19 protein-coding genes are annotated in these 25,310 nt (G+C 71.7%); 7 read left to right on the top strand and 12 right to left on the bottom strand.

The window, feature by feature from the left end:
* Positions 1-13 precede the first annotated feature (13 nt).
* From fabG to ACT26F_RS00570, 3 genes are read left to right on the top strand one after another with little or no spacing between them, the layout of a single operon-like run.
* Positions 14-781 carry a 3-oxoacyl-ACP reductase FabG gene (gene fabG / locus ACT26F_RS00580; protein WP_471668526.1) on the top strand — a complete coding sequence of 256 codons (768 nt, stop codon included), beginning with the start codon at positions 14-16 and terminating at the stop codon, positions 779-781.
* Between the two features lies 1 nt (position 782).
* Positions 783-1,814, top strand: coding sequence for a phosphotransferase family protein (locus tag ACT26F_RS00575; RefSeq protein WP_471668525.1), 1,032 nt, complete (start codon positions 783-785; stop codon positions 1,812-1,814).
* Between the two features lie 21 nt (positions 1,815-1,835).
* Entirely contained in the window at positions 1,836-2,462 is a 627-nt protein-coding gene (locus tag ACT26F_RS00570) for a TetR/AcrR family transcriptional regulator (protein WP_471668524.1), read from the top strand.
* Between the two features lie 3 nt (positions 2,463-2,465).
* Here ACT26F_RS00570 and ACT26F_RS00565 read toward each other — a convergent pair whose 3' ends face one another.
* The 6 genes from ACT26F_RS00565 to ACT26F_RS00540 form a co-directional block, all read right to left on the bottom strand.
* On the bottom strand, positions 2,466-3,443 hold the full coding sequence (locus tag ACT26F_RS00565; protein WP_471668523.1) for an NAD-dependent epimerase/dehydratase family protein: 978 nt from the start codon (positions 3,441-3,443) through the stop codon (positions 2,466-2,468).
* A gap of 93 nt (positions 3,444-3,536) precedes the next feature.
* Positions 3,537-3,968 (bottom strand): holo-ACP synthase AcpS, encoded by a 432-nt coding sequence (gene acpS / locus ACT26F_RS00560; RefSeq protein WP_471668522.1) that lies wholly within the window; start codon positions 3,966-3,968, stop codon positions 3,537-3,539.
* Positions 3,955-12,993 (bottom strand): fatty acid synthase subunit beta domain-containing protein, encoded by a 9,039-nt coding sequence (locus ACT26F_RS00555; protein ID WP_471668521.1) that lies wholly within the window; start codon positions 12,991-12,993, stop codon positions 3,955-3,957. The genes acpS and ACT26F_RS00555 overlap by 14 nt, the downstream gene beginning before the upstream one ends.
* Positions 12,994-13,255: 262 nt before the next feature.
* Positions 13,256-14,029, bottom strand: a complete 774-nt coding sequence (locus ACT26F_RS00550; RefSeq protein WP_471668520.1) for an SDR family oxidoreductase — start codon at positions 14,027-14,029, stop codon at positions 13,256-13,258.
* A complete protein-coding gene (locus ACT26F_RS00545) occupies positions 14,029-15,243 on the bottom strand; it encodes an acetyl-CoA C-acetyltransferase (RefSeq protein ID WP_471668519.1) in 1,215 nt (404 codons plus the stop codon). Before ACT26F_RS00545 ends, ACT26F_RS00550 begins: the two co-directional genes overlap by 1 nt.
* 47 nt (positions 15,244-15,290) lie before the next feature.
* On the bottom strand, positions 15,291-16,436 hold the full coding sequence (locus ACT26F_RS00540) for an acyl-CoA dehydrogenase family protein (RefSeq protein WP_471668518.1): 1,146 nt from the start codon (positions 16,434-16,436) through the stop codon (positions 15,291-15,293).
* Between the two features lie 104 nt (positions 16,437-16,540).
* On the opposite strand from ACT26F_RS00540, the gene ACT26F_RS00535 reads away from it, so the two are divergent.
* Positions 16,541-17,155 carry a TetR/AcrR family transcriptional regulator gene (locus ACT26F_RS00535; protein WP_471668517.1) on the top strand — a complete coding sequence of 205 codons (615 nt, stop codon included), beginning with the start codon at positions 16,541-16,543 and terminating at the stop codon, positions 17,153-17,155.
* Between the two features lie 80 nt (positions 17,156-17,235).
* Here ACT26F_RS00535 and ACT26F_RS00530 read toward each other — a convergent pair whose 3' ends face one another.
* A complete protein-coding gene (locus ACT26F_RS00530; RefSeq protein ID WP_471668516.1) occupies positions 17,236-17,772 on the bottom strand; it encodes a YceI family protein in 537 nt (178 codons plus the stop codon).
* 110 nt (positions 17,773-17,882) lie between these two features.
* On the opposite strand from ACT26F_RS00530, the gene ACT26F_RS00525 reads away from it, so the two are divergent.
* Together ACT26F_RS00525 and ACT26F_RS00520 are read left to right on the top strand one after the other, a co-directional pair.
* A complete protein-coding gene (locus ACT26F_RS00525; protein WP_471668515.1) occupies positions 17,883-18,383 on the top strand; it encodes a MarR family winged helix-turn-helix transcriptional regulator in 501 nt (166 codons plus the stop codon).
* A gap of 38 nt (positions 18,384-18,421) precedes the next feature.
* On the top strand, positions 18,422-19,084 hold the full coding sequence (locus ACT26F_RS00520) for a hypothetical protein (protein WP_471668514.1): 663 nt from the start codon (positions 18,422-18,424) through the stop codon (positions 19,082-19,084).
* 15 nt (positions 19,085-19,099) lie between these two features.
* Here ACT26F_RS00520 and ettA read toward each other — a convergent pair whose 3' ends face one another.
* The 5 genes from ettA to ACT26F_RS00495 all read right to left on the bottom strand — a co-directional run bounded on the left by ettA (position 19,100) and on the right by ACT26F_RS00495 (position 24,808).
* Entirely contained in the window at positions 19,100-20,782 is a 1,683-nt protein-coding gene (gene ettA / locus ACT26F_RS00515; RefSeq protein WP_471668513.1) for an energy-dependent translational throttle protein EttA, read from the bottom strand.
* 33 nt (positions 20,783-20,815) lie between these two features.
* Positions 20,816-22,414: a GTPase gene (locus tag ACT26F_RS00510; protein WP_471668512.1), complete on the bottom strand. Its 1,599-nt coding sequence runs from the start codon at positions 22,412-22,414 to the stop codon at positions 20,816-20,818.
* Positions 22,415-22,490: 76 nt separating this feature from the next.
* Positions 22,491-24,179, bottom strand: a complete 1,689-nt coding sequence (locus ACT26F_RS00505; RefSeq protein WP_471668511.1) for a dynamin family protein — start codon at positions 24,177-24,179, stop codon at positions 22,491-22,493.
* Positions 24,180-24,284: 105 nt separating this feature from the next.
* Entirely contained in the window at positions 24,285-24,461 is a 177-nt protein-coding gene (locus ACT26F_RS00500) for a Trm112 family protein (protein WP_471668510.1), read from the bottom strand.
* The gene (locus tag ACT26F_RS00495; RefSeq protein ID WP_471668509.1) at positions 24,458-24,808 is read right to left on the bottom strand and encodes a DUF3499 domain-containing protein; all 351 of its coding nucleotides are present in this window, start codon (positions 24,806-24,808) and stop codon (positions 24,458-24,460) included. Before ACT26F_RS00495 ends, ACT26F_RS00500 begins: the two co-directional genes overlap by 4 nt.
* Positions 24,809-24,857: 49 nt before the next feature.
* Between ACT26F_RS00495 and ACT26F_RS00490 the strand changes: the two genes are divergently transcribed.
* Entirely contained in the window at positions 24,858-25,310 is a 453-nt protein-coding gene (locus tag ACT26F_RS00490; protein ID WP_471668508.1) for a metallopeptidase family protein, read from the top strand.

The raw sequence follows: 25,310 nt of genomic DNA, 5'->3' as shown, positions 1-25,310 counted from the left end.
CCAAGGAGACCCCGTGCCAGAGACCAGCACCGCCACCCGTACCGCCATCATCACCGGCGCCGCCCGCGGCATCGGCGCCCAGGTCGCCCGACGGTTCGCCGCCGACGGCTTCGCCGTTGCCGTGCTCGACCTCGACGAGGCCGCCTGCCAGAGCGTCGTCGACGAGATCGTCGCGGACGGTGGCCGCGCGCTCGCCGTCGGCGCCAACGTCGCCGACCCCGAGGCCGTCGAGGCCGCCGTCGCCAAGGTCGCCGACGAGCTCGGCGCGCCGACCGTGCTGGTCAACAACGCCGGCATCATCCGCGACAACCTGCTCTTCAAGATGACCGTCGACGACTGGGACGCCGTCATGGCCGTCCACCTCAAGGGCGCCTTCCTGATGACCAAGGCCGTCCAGAAGCACATGACCGAGGCCAACTACGGCCGGATCGTGAACCTGTCCAGCACCTCGGCGCTCGGCAACCGCGGCCAGGCCAACTACTCCGCGGCGAAGGCCGGCATGCAGGGCTTCACCAAGACCCTCGCGATCGAGCTGGGCAAGTACGGCGTCACGGCCAACGCGATCGCGCCCGGCTTCATCCAGACCGACATGACGGCCGCGACGGCCGAGCGCATCGGCGTGCCGTTCGACGACTTCATCAAGTTCAGCGCCGACCAGATCCCGGTCAAGCGCGTCGGCCAGCCCGAGGACATCGCCCACACCGCCGCGTTCCTGTGCAGCGAGGGCGCGGGCTTCGTCTCCGGCCAGGTCATCTACGTCGCCGGCGGACCGAAGGACTGACGTGACCTCGTCCGTCGAGGGTCTCGACCTCGCCGCCCTGCGCACGTGGCTCGACGCCCAGGTCCCCGGGGAACTGCCCGGGGACCTGTCGGCCTCGCTCATCACGGGCGGCAAGTCGAACCTGACCTACACCGTCACGAACGGCGAGCGCGAGGTCATCGTGCGCCGTCCCCCGCTGGGTCACGTGCTGGCCACGGCCCACGACATGGGGCGTGAGCACCGCATCATGGCGGCCCTCGCCGACACGACGGTCCCGGTCCCGCGGATGATCGCCCACTGTGCCGACGACGGCGTCATCGGCGCGCCCTTCTACGTCATGGAGAAGATGGCGGGCACCGCGTTCCAGCGGGCCTCCGGTCTCGAGGAGCTCGGCGCCGACCGCACGCGCGCCATCACGGAGCGACTCGTCGACACCCTGGCCGACCTGCACGCCGTCGACTACCGCGCCGTGGGCCTGGCCGACTTCGGTCGCCCGGACGGCTACCTCACGCGTCAGGTGGCGCGGTGGAAGAAGCAGCTCGACGCCTCCCGGTCGCGCGACATCGCCGGCATCGACGAGCTCGCCGACCGACTCACGTCGAGCGTCCCGGCGTCGGACGACGCCACGATCGTGCACGGCGACTACCGCCTGGACAACGTGCTCGTCGACACCACCGACGGCGACCGGATCACGACGGTGCTCGACTGGGAGATGAGCACGCTCGGCGATCCGCTCACGGACCTCGCCGTGATGCTCGCCTACCAGCACCTCGCGCTCGACGCGGGCGCGTCCAGCGGCCAGGTCACGGACGCACCGCGGGCCCCGGGCTACCTGTCACCCGACGAGGTCGTCGAGCGCTACGCGGCCCGGTCGGGACGCGACGTCGGCGAGCTCGGGTTCCACCTCGGGCTGGCGTACTTCAAGCTCGCGGTGATCCTCGAGGGCATCTACTTCCGATACACCCAGGGCCAGACCCTCGGCGCGGGCTTCGACACCATCGGCGCGATGATCGATCCGCTCGTCCAGCACGGTTTGGACGCTACTTCCAAGTAGCGACCAGTTAGGCTGACGCGCGTGACGGCCGTCCAGATCCTCGAACCGCGCAAGCGCCCCACGCAGGAGCGCAGCAAGGTCAAGTTCGAGCAGCTCCTGCGGTTCTCGCGCGAACTGCTGCTCGAGGTCGGGTTCGAGTCGTTCACGTGCGAGGAGGTCGCGCAGCGCGCCGGCCTGCCGATCGGGACGTTGTACCAGTTCTTCGCGAACAAGTACGTCATCGTGTGCGAGCTCGACCGGCAGAACGCGGTCGCCGTGCAGTCCGAGCTGGCCAAGCTCGCGGCCGAGCTGCCGACGCTCGACTGGCTCGTGCTGATGGACCGTCTCGTGGACCACATGGCCCAGCTGTGGGTGACCGATCCCTCGCGGCGGGCAGTCTGGTACGCCGTCCAGTCGACGCCGTCGACGCGCACGACCGCCGCGGTCACCGAGCGGGAGCTGGCCGCACAGGTCGCGAACGTCCTCGCCCCGCTGACCCCGGGCACCCCGCGCGAGCGCCGCAAGATCATGGCCGAGGTGCTCGTCCACGTCGCCTACTCGATGCTCAACTTCTCGGTCCGCGACGGCCAGTCCCACGTCGAGGCCGTCGTCGAGCTCAAGCGCCTCCTCGGCACGTACCTGCTGGCCGCCGAGGCCGGCGCCACCTGAGCCCTACCCCGTGACTGCGGCGAGGACGCGCCGCTCGTCCTCGTCGGTCAGACCACACCGCCGTGGTGTGGTGCGTCCGCGTTCCTCCCACGCCAGCGCGTCGGCGAGGGTCTCGGCCACCGGTCGCGTCGCGAGCCCGGCTGCGCGCGCCCGGCCGGTGTCCATCGTGGCGAACCCGCGCCACTGGGGGTCGTCGATCCACAGCGGCAGCGAGGCGTCTCCCATCCAGGCCCCGATGCCCAGCTCCCGCAGGAGCTCCGCACCGACGGGCCGCGGTCGAGCGGTCGAGCCGCTGACGCGAGCGGCGGTGTCGAGGAGGGTGGTCAGGTCGGTCGTGGGGCCCGTCGCGTTGAACACCCCGTCGACGCGACGCTCGGCGAGGACGACGAGCCACGCGGCCAGGTCGCGGACGTCGATCATCGCGCACGGGAAGTCGGGCTCGTCCGGCACGACGACGTCGGGTCCCACGGGGTGCGCGAACCGCCACGGCCAGTAGCCCGAGCGTCCGGTCGCGTCGCCGGGACCGCCGATCAGTCCCGAGCGGACGACGGCCGACGGGCCTCCCGCCTCACGGACTGCCCGCTCGCAGGCGACCTTCGCGGCTCCGTAGTCCTCCTCCGAGACCCAGGTGTCGGCGTCGAGCGGCGCCAGCAGCGGTGAGTCCTCGTCCTGCTCGAGCCGGGAGAAGTCGGCGTAGACGTTCCCCGTCGAGACGAGCAGGCGATGTGCGCTGCGCAGGTCGCGCACGGCGCGACGCACGTGGCCGGGCTGGCGGCCGACGTCGATGACGGCGTCCCAAGCCCGCTCCGCCACGGGCGCCAGTCCGGCGTCGTCGTCGCGGTTCGCCGCCACGAACGTGACGCCGTCGGCCGGCGCGGCGGAGCCCCGCGCGAGGCACGTGACGTCGTGGCCGCGCTGGACGGCCGCGCGGGCGATCTCGCGACCGAGGAAGGCCGTCCCGCCGAGGATGAGCAGGTCCATGGTCCCCACCCAACCACGACGCTGGGAGTGACGTTCGAGGGCAGTTTTCAGCGAATAGTGCCCTCGAACGTCACTGCCAGCGTCGTGGTTGGGTCAGCGGGAGAGGGTGACGAACGCGATCGCCAGGTCGCCGTCGTGGCTGAGGCTCACGTGCACGTCGACGCCCTGGAGTCGCTTCGCCACCTCGCCGTGCAGGCGGATGCGGGGGCGACCCCACGCGTCGCGGACGACCTCGATGAGGTGGTGCACGTGCTCGTCCATGACCGGGGGCGAGCCCCACAGCGACTCCGACCACGCCTTGATGAACGCCTCCTTGGCCGCCCACCGGGCTGCCAAGGAGGCCATCTCGAGATCGGGGGTGCGACGCCCGGAGCCTGAGGGAACGCTCCGGGCGTCGCTGCGCTCGGCGGCCGTGAAGGCACTGCCGGCGCGGGTGCCCGGTCGCCGCAGCTGTTCGGCGAACCCGGGCACGTCCACGAGATCGACACCCGTGCCGATCACCGAGGTGCGATCACCGGCAGGCATAGACCCCATCATCGCCGAGACGCGCGCTCGGGTCGAGCAGGAGCGCGGCCTCACGGTCGCGCACCCCGGCCGATCCCAGCCGGCGGTCGGCGGGACGACGGTAGAGCGCCGCTCCCCCGTACATCGCGTCGACGATCCGGGCCCGGCCGTCGATCCGGCGCTGCTGCGCACGATCGAGGTAGGCGTCACGCTCGTCGTCGGCCAGCGCGGCGACGAACGCCTGCGGGTGGACGACCGCGATCAGCCCGGCGACGTGACCGAAGCCCAGGCTCGTGAGGAGTCCGGCCTTGAGCGGCCCCGTGGCCAGCGGCTCGCGCAGCCAGACGAGGTGCTCGTGCTCGGCGAGGTCGTCCATGACGCAGTCGAGACTGCGGTTCGGCGGGACCACGCCCGACTCCAGCACCTGGCACAGCCCGATCAGCTGGAACGCCGCCGCGCCGCCCTTGGCGTGGCCGGTGAGCGACTTCTGGCTCATGACGTAGAGCGGGTTGCCCTCCGACCGGCCCAGGGCCGCCGCGAGACGCTCGTGCAGCTCGGACTCGTTGCGCTCGTTGACGCCCGTCGACGTGTCGTGCTTGCTGAGCACGCCGATGTCGTCGGCGCCCACGGCCAGCGCGGCGAGCGAGCGGGCCAACTGCGACTCGCGGCCACCGCGACCGGCCGCCAGGGCACCCAGGCCCGGGGCGGGGATCGACGTGTGGACGCCGTCGGCGAAGGAGGCCGCGTAGGCCACGACACCGAGGACCGGCAGGCCCATCCGCGCCGCGAGGTCGCCGCGCGCCAGCAGGATCGTGCCGCCGCCCTGCGACTCCACGAACCCGCCGTAGCGACGGTCGTTGGCTCGGCTGAAGTAGCGGTCCTCGAGGCCCTTCGCGGTCATCGCGGCCGAGTCCGCCGTGGCGGACATGTCGCCGAAGCCGACGATCCCCTCGACCGAGAGGTCGTCGAAGCCGCCGGCCACGACGAACTCGGCCTTGCCGAGGCGGATCTTGTCGACGCCCTCCTCGACCGAGACGGCCGTGGTGGCGCACGCGGCGACCGGGTGGATCATCGCGCCGTAGCTGCCGACGTACGACTGCACGACGTGCGCGGCGATGACGTTCGGCAGCGCCTCCTGCAGGATGTCGTTCGCCTTGGCCTCGCCCAGCAGCGTGTCGATGTACAGCGAGTGCATCGACGTCATGCCGCCCATGCCCGTGCCCTGCGTGTTGGCGACGAGCGTCGGGTGGGTCCAGCGCATCAGCTCGGACGGGGTGAAGCCCGACGAGAGGAATGCGTCGACGGTGCAGACGAGGTTCCACAGCGCGACCCGGTCGACGGCCTCGACCATCTCGGCCGGAACGCCCCACACGGTCGGGTCGAAGCCCGTCGGGATCTGGCCGCCCACGGTGCGGGTCAGCTTCATCCGGCGCGGGACGCGGACCTGGCTGCCGGCCTTGCGGGTGACGGTCCACTCGCCGTCGGCGTTCGCGCCGATGACGGTGTGCTCGGGCTCGGCCTCGTGCATCGCCCGTGCCTCGGCCTCGCCGGAGACGCCGAACGTCAGGTCGTGGTCGAGGTAGACCGAGGCGAGCAGCGGCGCCGTGTTGTCGACCATGTCCTGGTCGTCGACGTAGCGGCGAACGCCCACACGCTCGCGGACGGCGTCCTCGTAGCGGTCGGCGATGTCCTCCTCCGCGACGGCCTCGCCGGACTCGGTGTCGTACCAGCCCTTGTTCGCCTCGTCCCACGTCAGCAGCCCGGTGGACCAGGCCAGCTCGAGCACGCCGGCCGCGGACAGCCGGTCCTCGACCTCGACCTCGAACCGCGTGCGGGCCGAGCCGTACGGGCCGAGCTCGCCGGCACCGACGATGACCACGAGGTCCTCGGGTCGGGCCGTGACCTCGCCCCACGCGGGGGTGTCGACGCGGTCGAGGCGCGACGGGGGCGCGGGCAGCGCCTTGATCGCCGCCTCCGTGGTCTCGATACGCCGCGAGCTCGCTTCGCTCGCCGCGGCTACTCGACCACCGATCTCGCGCAGGTCGAGGTCGACGTCGCCGAGTCCGCCCGTGAGGTCGAGCGTGATCGGAGCGCCGGCCGCCTCGGCCCGCGCCTCGGGGGTGCAGGCCGCGAGCAACGCCTCGGCCATGTCGGCGGGCGCCCACGTGCGGACGCCGGCGGCCTCGACGGCCTCGACCATCGGGTCGTTGGCGCCCATGAGACCCGTGCCGCGGACCCAGCCGATGATGGCGTGGGCCAGCGTGACCTTGTCGGCCCAGCGCTTCTCGGCGCTCCACTTCGTGACGAGGGCGTCGAGCGCGGCCTTGGCCTCGCCGTACGCGCCGTCGCCGCCGAACATGCCGCGGTTGGGCGAGCCCGGCAGCAGCACGTGCAGTCGCGCGGCGAGGTTCCGGTCGGTGACGGTCTCGGACAGGGCACCGACGAGACGCTCGACGGACCACAGCAGGATGCGCATCTCGAGCTCGGCGCGCGGTCCCGCGTCGACGGCGTCGCCCATGACCCGACCGGCCGCGAACGGCACGAGCAGGGTCGGGGACAGCGCCGGCTTGGTCACCGTGGTGACGCCCGCCGCGGTGCGCGACTGCTCGCTGCCGATCCAGGCGACGAGCGCATCGACGTCGGCGAAGGACGCCATGTTCGCGGGGACGACCCACAGGGCCGCGCCGGCGCGGGCGTTATCGCGGAACAGCTGCTTGAAGAACGCGAGCTTCTTCGGGCCGAGCGACGAGGTGGTCGCGACGACCGTCGCTCCTCCGCCAAGCAGGCGACCGACGACCGAGCCGGCGATCGAGCCGGCAGCGGCGCCGGTGACGACGGCGACCTCGCCGGCGAAGTCGCCGGACGTCGTGTCGCGCGCCTCGGCGGCGATCTGCGTGAAGCGCTCGTCGCCGGTGCGAAGGGCCCAGAACTCGGCCTGCTTCGCGACGGTCTCGCCGGTGCCGACGAAGGTGCCGGACACCTCGGTGCCCCCGGCGGGGGTTCCGGGCTCCGGGCGGAGAAGTGCAGAGCCCAGGCGCGCGAGGTCCTCGCGGGCCGAGGCCCAGCGGTCGTCGAGCACGAAGGCCTGGTCGGCGTCGAAGACGCCGGCCGTGGCCTTGATCCAGTCCGAGCCGAGCTCGGCCTCGACGCGGGCGAGCACGGCCTCGGCCTGCTCGTCCGACTCGACCGCGGCGGGCACGTCGACGAGGTCGAGATGCTCCAGCACGAGCCGAGCGGCCGAGGCGAGCACGCCGTCGCGACCGGTGATCGCGTCGGTGAACTCCCCGAGCGCCGCGGCGTCGATCGTCGCGCCGTCGCCGCCGCCGGTGGACGGCATCTGGACCGTCACGCCGTGGCGGGCGGCGACCGACTGGACGGCCGCGTCGATCGCGGCGTCGACGTCGGCACCGGAGGCGACGGTGACGTCGCCGAAGGCACCGCCGCGGACGCTCTGGCCGTCGCGGGTCGTCATCGCCAGCTCGGCGAGCACGTGCGAGGCCCAGCCCGAGCCGAGCTGCCACGCGCCGGTGACGCGCTCGGCGACCGCGGCCTGCTTGCGGCCCGTCGGGCCGAGCACCTTCTTGAGGTGGTCACCGAGGGCCTCGGAGAGGACGGGACCGAACGGCTTGTAGGTCCGGGCAAGGCCCTCGACCTGTCCACCGAGGGTCGTCAGGTCGGCCTCGGCCGCGCCGTCGATCGCGCCGAGCGACAGCTCGCCGCCGAGATCGATGAGCAGCTGGTTGCGCCGGCTCGACGCGCCGTCGGTGAGCGACTCGATCGAGTCGGCCGCACCGAGCTGGTCGAGACGCAGCTTCGTCCACCACGCGATGAGCACCTTCGTCGCGGCGGCCGCCGTGAACGGCAGGTCGGCCGCGGTCTGCGTCGCGGGGCCGGAGGCCGCCGGAGCGGCCGCGGTCGTCGTCGCGGGAGCGGTCTCGGCGGTGGCCTCGGCGGGAGCCTCGTCCTCCTCGACCAGAGCCGGCTCCTCGTCCGTCGCGAAGACGGCCGCGGCGTCGCGCTCGATGTTGAGCACCTCGACCTGCGGGTAGCCGGGCAGCTTGAGCGTGCCGGACGCGAGGTTCGCCACGGTCGGCGCCGAGCTGACGCCGATCTCGACGAAGCGCTCGACGCCCAGTCCGCCCTCGGCGACGGGGCTGAACATGAGGTCCTGCGTCTCGATCCAGCGGACCGGGCTGGCGAACTGCCAGGCCAGCAGCTCGATCAGCAGGTCGCGGCACGTGGCGGCCGGATCCTCCGAGCGCGTCACGGTCGTGCCGACGTACTCCTCGACCTCGCGGATGAAGTCCTCGGAGAGGCTGAACGGCCTCGGCACGAGGTTCGGGATGTAGCGGCCCTCGAGGATCGACGGATCGATCGTGGGCGGCAGCAGCTCCTGCAACTTGTGGCGGAAGTCCGGGACGCCGCCGTGCAGGACCTTGCTGTGGAACGGCACGTCGATGCCGGGCACGAGGATGAAGGCGGCCTTGCCACCGAAGCGCTCGCGACGCTCGGCGATGTCCTCCTCCAGCTTCTCGAGTCCGCGAACCGTGCCCGCGATCGCGTACTGCGAGCCGCGCAGGTTGTAGTTCACGATCTGCAGGAACTCACCGGACGCCTCACCGAGGCCCTCGACGTAGCCCTTGACCTCGTCGTCGGCCAGACCGACCTGCGAGGGCCGGATCGCGGCGAGCCGGTAGTCGCTGCGGCCGTGCGCGTCGCGCGGGACGAGCGTGTGCATGACGGAACCGCGCTGGAACACGACCTCGACGACGGCCTCGAGGCTGATGACGCCCGAGACCGCGGCGAGCGCGTTGTACTCACCGACGGAGTGGCCGGCCAGCACGGCGCCGTCGACGAAGGCACCGCCCTCGCGCAGCTCGGCCATCTGGGCGGCGCCCAGGACGGCCATCGCGACCTGCGTGAACTGGGTCAGGTAGAGCACGCCGTCGGGGTGCTTGTGCGTGACGCCGAGCGCCGTGAGCTCGGTCGGGTTGTCGCGCACGACCGTCAGGATCGAGAAGCCGAGCGCGTCGCGGGTGTGCTTGTCGGCGCGGTCCCAGATCTCGCGGGCCGCGGCCGAGCGCTGGTAGCCCGCCATGCCCATGCCCTTGCTCTGGATGCCCTGGCCGGGGAATGCGTAGGCGGTGCGCGGCGCGTCGAGGACGACCGAGGCCGCCATCACGAGGTCGCCGTCGGCGCGGACCGTGACCTCGAGCACCTCGCGGCCGTGGGTCTGACCGACCCGGTCAGCGCGGATCTCGACCTCGGCGCCCGGGCGGACCGGTGCCATGAAGCGGGTCGTCCAGCCGGCGATGCGACGGTTCGTCGCCTCGGTGACGGCGTGCTGGGCGGCCGCCGAGGTCCACATGCCGTGGACGATCGGGGCGCCCAGGCCGGCCAGCAGGGCGGCGGCGGTGCTCGTGTGGATGGGGTTGTGGTCGCCCGTGACCGCGGCGAAGGACCGCAGGTCGGTCGGCGCGGCGAGGCGGACGTCGGCGCGCTTGCGGCGCGGGGTGTCGTGCAGCTCGTCGAGCTCGACGCCACCGGCGCGGGACGGGTCGGTGAGCGCCGGGGCGCCCGTGCGGCCCCGGATCGCGAACCGCTCGCGCATCGTCGCCAGCTCGGCACCGCCCGCGGACAGGGTCACGTCGACCGCGACGACGCGGCCGACCTCGGTGTCCTCGACGCCGGCCAGCCGGGCCGCGACGGAGAGGTCGGTCGGCTCGGTCGGCAGGGCGCCGACCGTGACCGCGTGATCGAGGTGGACGAGGTCCAGCATGCCCTCGACGACCGGGACGTCGCCCGCGGTGCGGGCGGCGCCGATCGCGGCGAAGACCGTCGGCCAGGCCAGCCCGACCAGGACGTCCGGCACAAGGTGGCGGCCGAGAACGAGCGGCCCGCCGCTGACGGCCGCGTGGTCCGCGGCGAGGTCCGGATCCCACGCCACCAGGCTGCGGGCGACGCCGTCGACGACCTCGGGCAGGTCGCCCGCGACGGCGCCGGAGACGATCGTCCCCATCGCGGCGACGGCGGAGTCCACCGAGACGACCGGCGCGGCGCCGCGCGCGGTGGCCGCGGGGACGTCGATGCGCAGGGTCAGCTCGCGGCCCGCGCCGAGCGGCACGGTGAGGTCGACGGCTGCGGCACCCTCGATCGAGGTGAGGCGAGCACCGGTCGCGGCCTGCTCGGCCGTGTCACCGTCGACGAGCACCCACTCCTCGCCGAGGCGGTGGACGGGGTTCGTGACGGTGCGGCCGGCCCACGTGACGTCCGGCGCTGCCAGCACGAGCGCGAGCGGACCCGACAGGTGCGGGTCGCCCTCGCGACGACGACCGGGGACCCGCTGGGGCGCGCGCCCGGCCGCCAGGAGCGAGTCGACGGCCGCGTCCTCGAACCGCTGGAGGAGGGCGGCGACGGGCTCGTCGGCCCGGGTGATCCCGGCGACGGAGGCCGTGCCGGGGATGATGCAGACCTCGTCGGCGCTGTAGCGCGGGTCGTGTGCCTGCCACAACGAGTCCGACCGCCACCAGCGCCGCACGTCGGCGTCGATCACGGGGACGAAGTTGACGGGCTTGCCGGCGCGGCGACACACCTCGACGAAGAAGGCGACGTCGGCGGGGTGCAGCGTCACGGTCTCGGCGTCGGGGTGCTGCTCGAGCAGGCGTGCGAGGGCGGCCGGGCCGTCCTCGACGTCGGTGGCCTCGGCGAACAGCGAGACGATCTCGCCGCGGTCCTGCGTGGCCAGACGCGCCTCGGCGCGCTGGACCATGGCGTGGAAGCGGTCGCGCAACGAGACGTCCAGCCACGCCGCCGTGCCGTCGGCCGCGGTGCCGGAGAGCTCGACGAAGCGACGCAGCCACTGGCCGTAGGTCATGGTCTCGACGTCGCCGAAGTAGGGCTTGGCCGTGCGGTCGAGCGCCTCGACGATCTCGTCGCGACGGGCGGCGACCGCCTCGGCGTCGCCGGCGACCTCGTCGAGCAGGCGGCCCGTGCGCGATGCCGTGTTGTCGATCTCGTGGATGTCGGCGCCGAGCTGGCTGCGGCCGGAGGCCATGCCGTTCTTGGCGGTGCCCGCACCGACCCACGTGCCCGTGCCGCGGGTCTCGACGAGCAGGCGCTTGACGTCGGGAGCGGTCGTGGCCTCGAGCGTCGCCATCGCGGCGGTGCCGACGAGGATGCCGTCGACGGGCATCTCGGGGTAGCCGTGACGCAGCGACCACGAGCCGGTGAGCCAGGCGGAGGAGGCCTCGGCGGTGCCGATGCCGCCACCGACGGCGATGACGACGTTGGACTGCGCACGCAGTTCGCCGTACGTGACCAGGACGAGGTCGTCGAGGTCCTCCCACGAGTGGTGGCCCCCGGCGCGGCCGCCCTCGATCTGGACGATCACGGTGCGGTCCGTCTCCTTGGCGATGGCCAGCACCTGGCGGATCTGCTTGACCGTGCCGGGCTTGAACACGACGTGCTCGATGCCCAGTTCGGTCAGCTCGTCGACGAGCGCGATCGCCTCGTCCTTCTCGGGGATGCCGGCCGTGACGATGACGGCGTCGATCGCGGCACCGGCGGCCCGGGCGCGCTGGACGAGGCGGTTCTGGCCCAGCTGCAGGCGCCACAGGTACGGATCGAGGAAGAGCGAGTTGAACTGGTAGGTCGCACCCTCGTCGAGCAGCTCGCCGAGCTCGGCGATGCGGTCGTCGAAGACCTGCTCGGTGACCTGACCGCCACCGGCCAGCTCGGCCCAGAAGCCGGCGTTCGCGGCCGCCGCGACGATCTTCGCGTCGACGGTCGTGGGGGTCATGCCGGCGAGCAGGATGGGCGACTTGCCGGTCGCGCGGGTGAACCGCGTCTCGACGGCGGTCGAGCCGTCGGCGAGGGTCACGAGGCGCGGCGCGAACGTCGCCCACGCCACCGGCGGGACGGGGCGCGCGCCGGTGATGGTCAGCTCACGGTGTCCGCGGCGGGTCGTCGCGGCGACGATGCCGACACCGCGGACCCGGGCCTCGGGCGCGGTGAGCCGCGTCGCCAGGTCGCCGGGGCCGAGGTCGACGATCCAGCGGGCGCCGGCGTCGAGGACGGTCGTGACGTCGGCGACCCAGTCGACCGGGTCGACGATCGCGCGCTCGGTCAGCCGGCGGGCGTGCTCGGTGTCGATGCCGACCCGGCCGGCCCAGTCGGCGACGAGGTCGGCCGCGGCGGCGAGGTCGGGGTGGTGGAAGGCCAGGCCCGACTCGACGGGCTCGATGACGGGGCTGAACGGCGCACCGCCGGTGGTCTTGCGCTCCCGCTCGGCCTTCTCGTCGGCGGCGACCTGCTCGAGTCGCGCCGTGGCGGCGGCGAGGGCCGACTCGGGTCCGGACAGGACGACCGAGCGGCGGCCGTTGCGAATGCGGCACACGGCGCCGGTGCCCTCGACGATCTCGGCGACGCGCTCGGGGACGACTCCCGAGACGGCCAGCATCGTCTCGCCGAGCAGGCCCCGGCGGCGGCCGGTGAGCTGCGCGGCGGCACCGACGAGACGGGCCAGGGCGAGCACCTCGACGTCCGAGACGCCGGCGAGCACCTCGGCGGTGAGGACTCCCTGGGAGTGACCGGCGACGGCGACCGGCGGGTAGGCGTTGACGTCGAGCCCCTGACGACCGAGGGCGCGCAGTCCGGCCAGCTGCGCCAGGACGATGCCGGGCACGGAGGCGGCCGGCGCGGTGAGATCGGTGCCGGCGGGCAGGACGGGGGCGTCGTCATCCTCGGCGGACTCCCCCACGGCGAGCACGTCGACCCACGCGACCGGGTCGAACGCCACACCGGTGCGGGCCAGCTCGGACGCGATCGGCGCGAGCAGGCGGTCGGTCCGGCGGACGAGGTCGGCGATGTCCGCGTCGAGCGCGAAGTCACGGACCAGGTCGGCGAGCGGCTCGAGCCACGCACCACCCTGGCCTCCGAAGACGAGTCCCCACGCCGTCCCTGCGCGCAGGTCGTCGAGCAGGCTGTCGGAGCCGCGGCGGTCGGGCTGGGTGGGAGCGGTGAACACGGAGGAGTCGAGCGTCGTCATTCATCCATGGTGCCATGAACATGAGGGAAACCTCATCTTTTACATGACGGATTCCTCATGTTTTGCGTCACACTCCGGCGCGGCGGCGGGGCGCGTGGGATGGGTGTGACTCATGTGTTGTGTAACCCAGAGTTGCACACACGTTTACCCCCAGTTTGGGGACAACCCGCGCATCGCGCGGGCCGGGCGGGGGGACGTTTCCTGAGGCATTTCGGTGGGTATGGCCACCGGAATGCAGAAGGAAACGTCCCCCGCCGGGCGGTCAGACGCCGCCAGTCAGCGTCAGTCCGCCGTCGATCGTGATGCACTGACCGGTCACCCAGGCCGCGTCATCGGACAGCAGGAACGCCACGACCGAGGCGATGTCCTCGGGGACGCCGAGCCGCTTCATGGGGTACGCGGCGGCGACCTCGTCCTCGCGACCCTCGAAGAGGGCGCCGGCGAACTTCGTCTTGACGACCGCCGGAGCGACCGCGTTGACCCGCACGGCCGGGGCCAGCTCGACCGCCAGCTCCTGCGTCACGTGGATCACGGCGGCCTTCGACGCGCCGTACATGCCGATCATCGGAGCCGGCTTGAGGCCCGCGACGGAGGCGATGCTGACGATCGCGCCGCCGTTCTCCTTGAGCGAGGCGTTGTAGGCCTTCTGCGCCCACGAGACCGCCGACAGCACGTTGACCTCGAAGATCTTGCGGCCCGCCGTCAGATCCATCTCGATCATCGGCCCGTACGTCGGGTTGATGCCGGTGTTGTTGACCAGGAAGTCGAGTCCGCCGAACGTCTCGATCGCGGTGGCGATCGCCTCGTCCTGGTGGTCCACATCGTCGGCCGCGCCCGCCACGAACGTGGCGTTCTCGGGGCCGAGCTCGGCGACCGCGGCCTCGAGGGCCTCGGTCTTGCGTGCCGTGATGACGACCTTGGCACCGTCGTCGACGAGCCGCTGCGCCACGGCCAGGCCGATGCCGCGCGACGCGCCGGTGACGATCGCGACCTTGCCGTCGAACCGCGGGTGACCGCCCTCCACGAAGCCGCTCATCAGAGGCGCTCGATGACCATGGCCATGCCCATGCCGCCGCCGACGCACATGGACTCGACGCCGTAACGCTTGTCGTGCCACTGGAGGTTGTTGATGAGGGTGCTCGTGATGCGCGCCCCCGTCATGCCGAACGGGTGGCCGACCGCGATGGCGCCACCGTTGACGTTCAGCTTCTCCAGCGGGATGCCGAGGTGCTTGGCCGAGCCCCACGCCTGGACGGCGAACGCCTCGTTGATCTCGAACAGGTCGATGTCGTCGAGCGACAGGCCGGCGTTCTTCAGCGCGGCGGGGATGGCCTCGATCGGGCCGAGACCCATGATCTCCGGCGACAGGCCCGTGACGGCCGTCGAGACGATCCTCGCGAGCGGCGTGAGGCCCAGTTCGGCGGCCTTCGTGTCGCTCATGACCACGACCGCGGCGGCGCCGTCGTTGAGCGGGCAGGCGTTGCCGGCCGTCACGGTGCCGTCGGGGCGGAACACCGGGCGCAGGCCCGACAGCGCCTCGAGCGTCGTGCCAGCGCGCGGTCCGTCGTCGGCGCTGACCACGGTGCCGTCGGGCAGCGTGACCGGCGTGATGTCCTTGGCCCAGAAGCCGGACGCGATGCCGGCCTCGGTGAGGTTCTGGCTGCGCAGGGCGAACTCGTCCTGCTCCAGACGGCTCATGCCGAGGTACTGGGCGGCGTTCTCGGCGGTCTGGCCCATCGCGATGTACAGGTCGGGCAGCAGACCCGACTCCCGCGGATCCTGCCACGTGTCGGCGCCACCCTCGCTGCGCGTCGCGGTGCGGGCCACGGCGTCGGCGAACACCGGGTTCTCGGCACCGGGCACGTCGGCGAAGCCGTTGCCGAAGCGGCTCACGGTCTCGACCCCGGCCGAGATGAACGCGTCGCCCTCGCCGGCCTTGATCGCGTGGAACGCCATGCGCGTCGTCTGCAGCGAGCTGGAGCAGTAGCGCTGGACGGTGACACCCGGCAGGTGGTCGAAGCCGGCGAGCACGGACACGGCGCGGGCCGCGTTGAAGCCGGACTCGCCCGCGGGCTGGCCGACGCCGAGGTGCAGGTCGGTGATGTCCTTCGGGTCCAGCTCGGGCACCTTGGCCAGCGCGGCCTGGACCATCTGCACGGCGAGGTCGTCCGGACGCATGTCCTTGAGCGATCCCTTGCCGGCGCGGCCGATGGGCGAACGGGCGGTGGAGACGATGACTGCTTCAGGCATGATTTCTCTTTCTTCGGTGAATCGATGTCGTCGTGGTGGTCGTCGGGTCAGAAGCCCAGGTCGCGGCCGATGAGTTCCTTCATGATTTCGTTCGATCCCGCCCAGATCTTGGTGACCCGGGCGTCGCGCCACGCCCTCGCGACGCGGTACTCGTTCATGAATCCGTAGCCGCCGTGCAGCTGGACGCAGTGGTCGAGGACGTCGTTCTGGACCTCCGACGACCACCACTTCGCCTTCGCCGCGTCGATCGGGCTGAGCTGCCGCCGCGAGTGCGCGAGCACGGCCTGGTCGACGTACTGCTCGGCGACCTCGATCTTGGTGACCAGCTCGGCCAGCAGGAACTTGTTGTGCTGCAGCGAGCCGATCGACTGGCCGAACGCCTTGCGGTCGTGGCAGTACTGGATCGTCTCGAGCAGGATCTGCTTGGCGTGCGCGACGTTCGACACGGCACAGCTGAGCCGCTCCTGCGGAAGCTTCTGCATCATCGAGATGAAGCCGCCGCCGAGATCGCCGATCACGCGGTCGTCGCCCAGGCGCAGGTTCTCGAAGAACAGCTCGGCGGTGTCGGACTCCTCCTGGCCGACCTTGTCGAGCTTGCGGCCGCGGCTGAAGCCCTCGTCGGTCGCCTCGATCGCGAACAGCGTGATGCCGCGGGCGCCCTTCGCGGGATCGGTCCGCACGGCCGTGACGATCATGTCGGCGCTGTAGCCGTTGGTGATGAAGGTCTTCGAGCCGTTCACGACCCACTCGTCACCGTCGCGGACGGCCGTGGTCTTGAGGGCCGCGAGGTCAGAGCCGCCGCCGGGCTCGGTCATGCCGATCGCGAGCACCGTCTCGCCGGCGACGACGGACGGCAGCCAGCGCTCCTTCTGCTCCTGGGTGCCGAGCTCCACGAGGTAGGGAGCCGTGATGTCGGAGTGGATGCCGACGCACGAGGCGATCGAGGCGTTGACCTTGCTCAACTCCTCGGCCCACACCGCGTTGAAGCGGAAGTCGCCCGCATCGGCCCCACCGAACTCCTCGGGGATCTCGAGGCCGAGGAAGCCCTCGCCACCGGCGGCGGTCCAGAACTCACGCGGCAGCGCCTTGCTGGCGATGAAGTCCTCCGTGTGCGGGCGGACGTGCTTGTCGAGGAAGGCCGCGCACGACGCCCGGAAGTCCTCGTGGTCCTCGGTGTAGACGGTGCGGTCCATGGTGGCCTTCCTCGCAGGTGAGCGACGGGACGGAGCCCGGCGACGACTCGCCGGATTGACTAAGCGCTTGCTTAGTGTGACATTCCTGAGTCATGCTGTCCACCATGACCAGCGACTCGGCGCCCACGGCACGCGAAGGCCGCGACCGTTCGTCGGCAACCCGCGAACGGCTGCTCGACGCGGCCGTCGAGGCGTTCGCCGCGTCCGGTTTCGCCGGCACCACGACCCGCGACATCGCCGCCCGCGCCGGCATGAGCCCCGCCGCCGTCTACGTGCACCACGCGACGAAGGAGGACCTGCTGTTCGGGATCTCGCAGCGCGGCCACCGGGCGTCGCTGGAGATCGTGCGCGCCGCCGCCGACTCGGCCGACGACCCGATCGGCCGCGTCCGATCGATCGTCGGCGAGTTCAGCCGCTGGCATGCCGTCAACAGCCGCGTCGGGCGCATCGTGCAGTACGAGTTCGACGCGCTCACCCCCGAGCACCGCGCCGAGATCGCCGAGTACCGCCGCGGCATCGAGCAGGTCCTGCGCGACGCCCTCACCGCCGGCGTCGAGTCCGGCGTCATGGACGTCACCGACGTCAAGGGCACGTCACTGGCCCTGCTCTCGCTCAGCATCGACCTCGTCCGCTGGTACCACCCCGGCGGCACCGTCACCCCCGACGACCTCGCCGCCCTGCACGCCGGACTCGCCGTGCGCATGGTCGCGGCCCACTGACGTCACGCGCCCCGGACATGGCGAAGGGGCCCGCGACTCGGGGGAAGTCGCGGGCCCCTTCGGTCCAGGGGTGGTGAGGCTCAGGCCTGGAGCACGGCCTCGGCCACGATGTTCAGCGTGATCTTGTCGCCGATCATGACCTTGTCGCCCTCGAGCGGGATGTTGAAGTCGATGCCCCACGCCTTGCGGCTGATCTGGCCGGTGGCCTCGAGGCCGACACGCGTGCCGCCCCACGGATCCTTGCCCTCGCCGAGGAACTCGACCGTCAGCTCGATCGGCTTCGTGACGTCCTTGATCGTGAGGTCGCCGGTGACGACGTAGTCCGTGTCGGACTTCTGCACGACGCCGGTCGAGGCGAAGGTCATCGTCGGGTGCGTCTCGACGTTGAAGAAGTCGCCCGAGCGCAGGTGGTTGTCGCGATCCGCGGTGCCCGTGCTGATCGAGGAGAGGTCGACCGAGACGTTGACGGTCGAGGCCGTGATGTCGTCGGCGGTGACCAGCGTGCCCTCGAACTTCTCGAACTTGCCGCGCACCTTGCTCATGATGTGGCGCACGGTGAAGCCGATCTCCGTGTGGGTCGGGTCCAGCTGCCAGGTGCCGGTGGTGATGTCGCTCATGGGGTTCTCCTGTGGAAGTCTGTCGGGAAGTCTTGTTGACTGTTCAACGAGATAGACATTACACATGGTTGAACTTTCAATCAAGTCGTTGCGAATGTAAACTACCTCACATGAGCACGTCTGCCACCGAACTGCCGATCGAGTCCGTCAACGACACCCCCTGGCTGAGCGAGAGCCAGCAGCGGGTCTGGCGCGCCTTCCTGGGGGGAACGACGGTGCTCATGGACCGCCTCGACCGCGACCTGCGCACCGAGCACGGGTTGTCGATGCCCGAGTACGAGATCCTCGTGCGGCTCTCCGAGGCACCCGGTCGCGCGATCCGGATGGCCGAGCTCGCCGCCGCGTTGGCGCACTCGCGCAGCCGGATCACCCACACGATCACCCGGCTCGAGCGCGACGGCGTCGTGAACCGCATCCAGTGCGACAGCGACGGCCGCGGCGTCACCGCCGTGCTGACCGACGACGGTTTCGCGCTGCTCGAACGTGCCGCCCACACGCACGTGCGCGGCGTGCACGACTACCTCGTCGATGCCGGCTCCCCCGACGACTTCGAGGCCGTCGGCCGGGTCATGGCCGCCGTCGTCGAGCGCCTCGACGGCCGGCGCTTCTGAATCACTCCCGGAGTCACGGGAGCCACTAGGATCCCGCCATGCCCAGACCCTCCCGCAGGACCCTCGTCATCGTCAGCACGGCGGGTCTGGCCGTGGCGGGGCTGATCGCCTGGCCGCTGGCCTCGGCGTGGCAGGCCTCGAAGGTGCACCTGTCGACGGCGCAGCTCGTCGAGTGCCACGATCCGGGGTCCGTCGTGGACCCCGCGAAACGTCTTGCGGCCGGGAAGGACGAAGCAGCGTGGGACCGCATGGACCCGCCCGTCGCGCTCTACAACGACCACCGCCTGGACTGCATCATGCGGACGATGCTGTACACCGATGGGGCCATCCACGTGAATCTCGAGTCCGTGACCTGGAGCTACATGGGCCCGGGAACCGGCACCAGTCTTCGCGCGTCGTGGCCCTACGGAGGCGGCCCGGAGTCGACCTCCGGGACCCACGACACCGATGCCACCTTCGACCTCCGCCGCTCCTACGCACCGGTGGGGGCCGACGACACCCCTCTGGTCCTGCCGATCCGCGTCACCCACGTGCCCGGAGGGTGCGCCTCGCCGGAGAGCGAGGGGAACGCCCTGGACTCTCCGACCGTCACGGTGAGCATCCTCGGGCTGCGCCACCAGATCACCGCGTGGGGCCCGTCGGTGTCCTTCACAGGCACCACGGAGACCGACTGCGACACCGACGCGTCCGAGGACTCCTGACGCCGATGACCCGCGTCAGTCGCGGGTCAGGCGGCGGTGCGTGACGCGGTGCGGACGGGCGGCGTCCTCGCCGAGGCGCTCGATCTTGTTGGCCTCGTAGGACGCGAAGTTGCCCTCGAACCAGAACCAGTGACCCGGGTTGTCCTCGGTGCCCTCCCACGCGAGGATGTGCGTCGCGATGCGGTCGAGGAACCACCGGTCGTGCGACGTGACCACGGCGCAGCCGGGGAAGTCGAGCAGTGCGTCCTCCAGGGCGGACAGGGTCTCGACGTCGAGGTCGTTGGTCGGCTCGTCGAGCAGCAGCATGTTGCCGCCCTGCTTGAGCGTCAGCGCGAGGTTGAGTCGGTTGCGCTCGCCACCGGACAGCACGCCGGCCTTCTTCTGCTGGTCGGCGCCCTTGAAACCGAACGACGCGACATAGGCGCGGCTGTTCATCTCGAAGTTCGCGACCTTGATGAAGTCCAGGCCCTCCGAGACGACCTCCCACACGTTCTTGGTCGGGTCGATGTTGGCGCGGGTCTGGTCGGCGTAGCTGATCTTGACCGTCTGACCGACGTCGAGCGTGCCCGAGTCCGGCTCCTCGGCGCCCGTGATCATCCGGAACAGCGTCGTCTTGCCGACACCGTTGGGGCCGACGATGCCGACGATGCCGGCGCGCGGCAGCGTGAAGCTGATGTCGTCCCACAGGACGCGGCCCTCGAAGCCCTTGGTCAGGTCCTTCGCGTTCAGCACGATGTCGCCCAGTCGCGGACCGGCCGGGATGTTGATGTCCGTGGTGTCGATCTTGCGCGCCTTCTCGGCCTCGGCCGCGAGCTCCTCGTACCGCGCGAGACGCGACTTGCTCTTGGTCTGGCGGCCCTTCGCGTTCGACCGGACCCACTCGAGCTCGCGCTCGAGCATCTTGGCGCGCTTGGCGTCCTTCTGGCCCTCGATCTTGAGGCGGTCCTTCTTCGTCTCGAGGTACGTCGAGTAGTTGCCCTCGTAGCCGTGGATCTGGCCGCGGTCGACCTCGGCGATCCACTCGGCGACGTTGTCGAGGAAGTAGCGGTCGTGGGTCACGGCCAGGACGGCGCCCGGGTAGGACTTGAGGTGGCCCTCGAGCCACTGCACGCTCTCGGCGTCCAGGTGGTTGGTGGGCTCGTCGAGCAGGAGCAGGTCGGGCTGCTGCAGCAGCAGCTTGCACAGCGCGACGCGGCGGCGCTCACCACCGGAGAGGTTGTCGACGAGCGCGTCCGGCGGCGGGCAGCGCAGCGCGTCCATGGCCTGGTCGAGCTTGCTGTCGATGTCCCACGCACCCACGGCGTCGAGGTAGTTCTGCAGCTCGCCGGTCTCGGTCCCGAGCTTGTCGTAGTCGGCGTCGGGCTCGGCCATCTCGGCGTAGGCCGCCTCGAGGCGCGCCATCTTGGCCTTGATCTCGGAGACCGCCTCCTCGACGTTCTCCAGGACCGTCTTGCCCTCGGTCAGCGGCGGCTCCTGCTGGAGCATCCCCACGGTCGCGTCGGGATCGCGGACGAGATCGCCGTTGTTCGGCTGGTCGAGACCGGCCATGAGCTTGAGCAGCGAGGACTTGCCCATGCCGTTCGGCCCGACGACGCCGATCTTCGCCCCGTGCAGGAACGAGAGGGTGACGTTGTCGAGGACGACCTTGTCGCCGAAGGCCTTGCGGACGTTGCGGAGGGAGAGGACGTAGTCAGCCATGATGCCCACCAGCCTAGCGACGGGCCGGGCAGACTACCGCCCCGCGGTCGCCAGCCCCGTGCGCCAGCGCTCGTAGCGGTCGAGCTCGTTGCGCAGCCGGGCGACGACCTCGCGCTCGGTCGTGCGGTTGATCGCCTCGGTGAGCTGACGCTCGGCCTTCGCCGCGGCCCGCCGGGCCCCGGCCGCGCCGAGCCAGCGCGACACGAGCGTCAGTCCGACTCCGAACAGCAGGCCGCCCGCGACCAGGACGAGCGGCAGGCTCATGCCGAGCGGGCGCGGCGCGTCGGTCCACGGGTCGGGGTCGACGAGGCCGAACACGGCCGCGAACGACCACGCGATGCCCGCGATCACGACGAGGAAGGTCAGCCACTGCAGCAGGCCGACGGCGGTCCACCAGAAGGGCCGGTGGCGCAGGCCGAGGTCGACCTTGGCGACGGCCTCGTCGAGCTCGTCGATGACATCGCGCGCACTCTCGCCGGCCACAGCGTCGAGGATCGAGGACCGCCACGGCCGCGACATGCCGGCCGTGGCGTGCTCGGCGGCCTCACGCAGCGCGAGGTCGGCGCGCGCCCGCTGCACCGACGGCGAGATCGGGATCGACTCCGCCACGGCGTCGCGGGCCGATCGGCCCAGACCGAGATCGCGCAACGGGTCGTGACGCAGCCGCCCGACCCATCCGATCAGCGGCCAGTCGGTGGCCATGACGGCGCGGCGGGCCATCGAGAGCTCGACCGCGTCGGCGATCTGCGGGACGCCCGCGCACGCCACGAAGGTCTCGACCAGGGCGTTGCGGGTGTCGCGGTCGATCCCGGGCACGGGATCGGTGCCGCCGGCCGCCGCGAGCCGGCGGGCCACCTGTCGCACGTCGGCGGCCAGGCGCGCCTGGGACGCGTCCCGGGAGCGGATCCGGCGACCGATCTCCTCACGCAGCTTCGGCACGCCGGTCCCCGTGAGCGCGCTCGTCGCGATGACCGGCACCCCGCCGAAGCCCTCCTCCTCGAGGATCCGCTCGAGGTCGTCGATGGCCACCTTCAGATCGGTCTCGCTCAGCCGGTCGGCCTGGTTGAGGACCACGACGGACGCGTCGCGGTGGCTGGCCAAGGGCCGCAGGTAGCGGGCGTGGATGGCGTCGTCGGCGTACTTCTGCGGATCGAGCACCCAGACGAACAGGTCGGCGTACCGGGCGACGTGGTCGACCAGCTCCTGGTTGGCGGTGACGACCGAGTCGTGGTCGGGCAGGTCGAGCAGTACGAGGCCCTCGAACGCATCGTCGCGCGGCGCGTCGAGAACCCCGCGTCGGGCGATCTGGTCGCGCCGGGCGACGCCGATCCAGTCGAGCAGGTCGGTCGCGCCCGACGGGCCCCACGCGCAGGCGAGCGGCGTGGCCGTCGTGGGTCGCAGGTAGCCGACCTCGGCCAGCTCGAGTCCGACGATCCGGTTGAACAGCGAGGACTTGCCCGATCCGGTGGCCCCGGCCAGCACGACGACGGTGTGCTGGTCGGACAGGTCGAGCCGCTCGGTCGTGTGCGAGAACACGCCGGCCGCCGGCGCGGTCACCTCGGGGTCGATCGCATCGCCGGCCGCATCAAGGGCCGACCGCAAAGCCTTGACCCGCTCGTCCAAATTGCTCATGCCGGTGCCTCCGAGGAAAGGGCACGGTACGGCGGCACCGGCACGAGGTGAGTCATCGTCGCTCGCTGGCGCTCGCTCATCTGCGGGTTCCCTGCGGCTCGTCGACGGCCTTGAGTGCGGACTCGAGCGTCCAGCGGGCGTCCGTCAACGCGCCCGGGTCGGGAAGCAGCGCGATGTAGCGGCGGGCCTCCGAGTCGAGCAGCTCCTTGAGCCGCTGCGAGAGGTCCTCGCCCGCCTGCTCGGCGAGCTCGCGCACGGCCTGGTCGCCGAAGACGGCGCTCAGCACGGCCTGGCCGGCCGCGGCGGTGCCACCCGCGATGCCGACCTCGGCACCGGTCAGGCCCGCGGTGCCCGCGAACACGACGACCATCAACGCGACCCCCGTGGCGTTCACGCCGACGGACAGGGCGCGGGCCTTCGTGCGCTTGCCGGCGCCCTTCTCGCGGACGAGCTCGAACACCGACTCCTGCCACTCCCGGGCGATCCGCTCGGCGCGCACGCGCACGTCGCGCGAGGCCCGGTCGAGCCCGCGGTGCACGTCGAGCAGCGCCCGACCGGCCTCGCTCGTGTCCCACGCCCGCGTGATCTCCTCGGCCGCGCGCTCGGCCCGGTCGAGGATCAGCAGGTGCAGTCCGGACACGGCGGCCTGCTCGACGTCCTCCGGCGCGGCGCCCGGCCGACCGAGCAGTCGGTCCCGCCACGTGCCGACCTTGCGCTCGAGCGAGCGGAAGGCCTGCCCCGATCCGACGAAGTCCTGCCACCGCGCGAGCACCTCGCCGCGCAGCATCGTGCCGTCCGTCGCGGCGGTCATGAGCTGGTCGTGGGCGCGGTGGTAGACCGACTCGACGTCCTTGCGCAGCTGCTCGCCCGCATCGACCTGCCGGCCGAACCCGGCCTCGAGCCGGTGCGAGGCCTCGATGTCGTGCAGGATCGCGCCCTGCAGCGTCGTGAGGGCGATGTCGCGGCGGCGGGCCTCGTCGGCGGCCAGTCCGCGCAGCCACATCACGATCTGCGCCACGTCCCGCGCGGGCAGCACGCCCTCCGCGTCGGGCGTGGACTCCGGCACGGAGAACAGGGCAACGTTCGAGAGCCCGTGCTCGGTGAGCATCCGCGCGAGGTGGCGGCGCACGTCTCCCAGCGCCGCCGGCGACGTGCGGTCGAGCACGACCGCGATCGAGGCGTTGCGCTCGGCGGCGCGGCGCAGGTGGTCCCACGGCACCTGGTCGGCGTACCGGGCGGCGGAGGTGACGAAGAGCCACAGGTCGGCCGCCCCGAGCAGCTGCTCGGCCATCTCGCGGTTGGTCTCGTCGATCGAGTCGAAGTCGGGGGCGTCGAGGATCGCCACGCCCGGCCACAGGTTCGAGCAGGCGACCTGGCGGATCGTGTTGGAGCGCCGGTTGTTCGAGCCCGTGCGCACGAAGTCCGGCAGGATCCGGCCGGAGGTGAACCACTCGGTGTCGAGGGGGTGGTGCACGAGCACGGGAGTGCGGGTCGTCGGGCGCAGCACGCCCGTGGCCGACACCCGTCGCCCGACGATGGAGTTCACGAGGGTGGACTTGCCGGCGCCGGTGGACCCACCGACGACCACGAGCAGCGGGGCGTCGAGGTGGCGCAGCCGCGGGAGCACGTAGTCACCCAGCTGCTCGGCGATCTCACGCTGCAGCGCGCGGTCGTGCGCGACGCCCGCGATCTCGAGCTCGAACGGCATGCCGACGACAGCCGCGGCCAGTCCCGACAGGCCCGAGAGAAGACCGTCTTCGACCACGGCCGTACGCGGGGTGACAACGGTCGGCTCGGTCATTGCAGTTCACGACAAATGGTAGTCGACACGCCGTAACTCGGCGTGGCGTTCGCAAGACCGGTCGAAGCGTCAGGACGCGGTGAGCGGACGGGCTTCCTCGACCAGCATCACGGGGATGTCGCGACGCACCGGATAGGCGAGCGCGCAGCCGTTGCAGACGAGCTCCTCGGCCTCGGCATCGACGAACAGGCCCGACCGGCACTGCGGGCAGACGAGGATCTCGACGAGGGCGGGATCGAGGTTCACGGGACCACCGTAGCCGAGTCGTCGCGGACCAGTCGCAGCGCCGGGCCCTCGTCCTCGACGACCGCCGTGGCGGCGGGTCGACCGGCCTCGCGGACCGCCTCGGCGAGGGCCACGAGGTCGTCGTGGGTGGGCTCGGGCTCGACGAATGCCGGGGCCAGCCGGACGACGCTCCAGCCCTGTGGGGCCGAGAGTCGCTCGGCATGCGCCGAGCACAGGTCGTAGGCGTGCGGCTCGGCGTAGGTCGCGAGCGGGCCCAGGACGGCGACGGAATCGGCATAGACGTAGGTCAAGGTGGCCACCGCGGTGTTCGGGCAGCCTGCGCGCGAGCATCGTCGTTGCAGTCCCACGAGGGCGAGGTTAACGCCCGGCACCGACGGTCCGCAGTAGGCTCACCGCGTGGCCGCCGAACCCGGACCCCCGTCCCCCGCGGTCTACGGACCGCGCCCGGGAGCGACCCGGGACCGCCGCGGCCGCGGACCACGCGGCGTGCTGTCGCTGCCGGGCCCGCTGTCGCCGCTCGGACCGCCGGTCCACCACTCACGCCGTCAGGCGTTCGACGACCTCGTGGCCGACGTGCTCGCCAAGCTGGATCGCCACTTCGAGCGCGAGCCCGACCACGTCGAGGTCGCCGTCGAGGAGTCGCCACTGCTGCCACCGGGCTGGGACGAGCCGGTTCCGCGCAGCATCGTCAACCCCGCCCCGGGCGGCTTCCGGGTCGTGCTCTACCGGTTGCCGATCATCGGACGCGCCCGCACGCCCGAGCAGGTCGAGGATGCGGTCTGGACGATCCTGCTGCGCCGGCTCGCCGAGGTCTGGCACCACGACCCCGAGGACCTCGACCCGCGCTGA

The organism is Aeromicrobium sp. SP1 (assembly GCF_055663785.1).
Note: the sequence above shows the minus strand (reverse complement) of the source record. Positions and strands in the feature narration are given on the sequence as shown.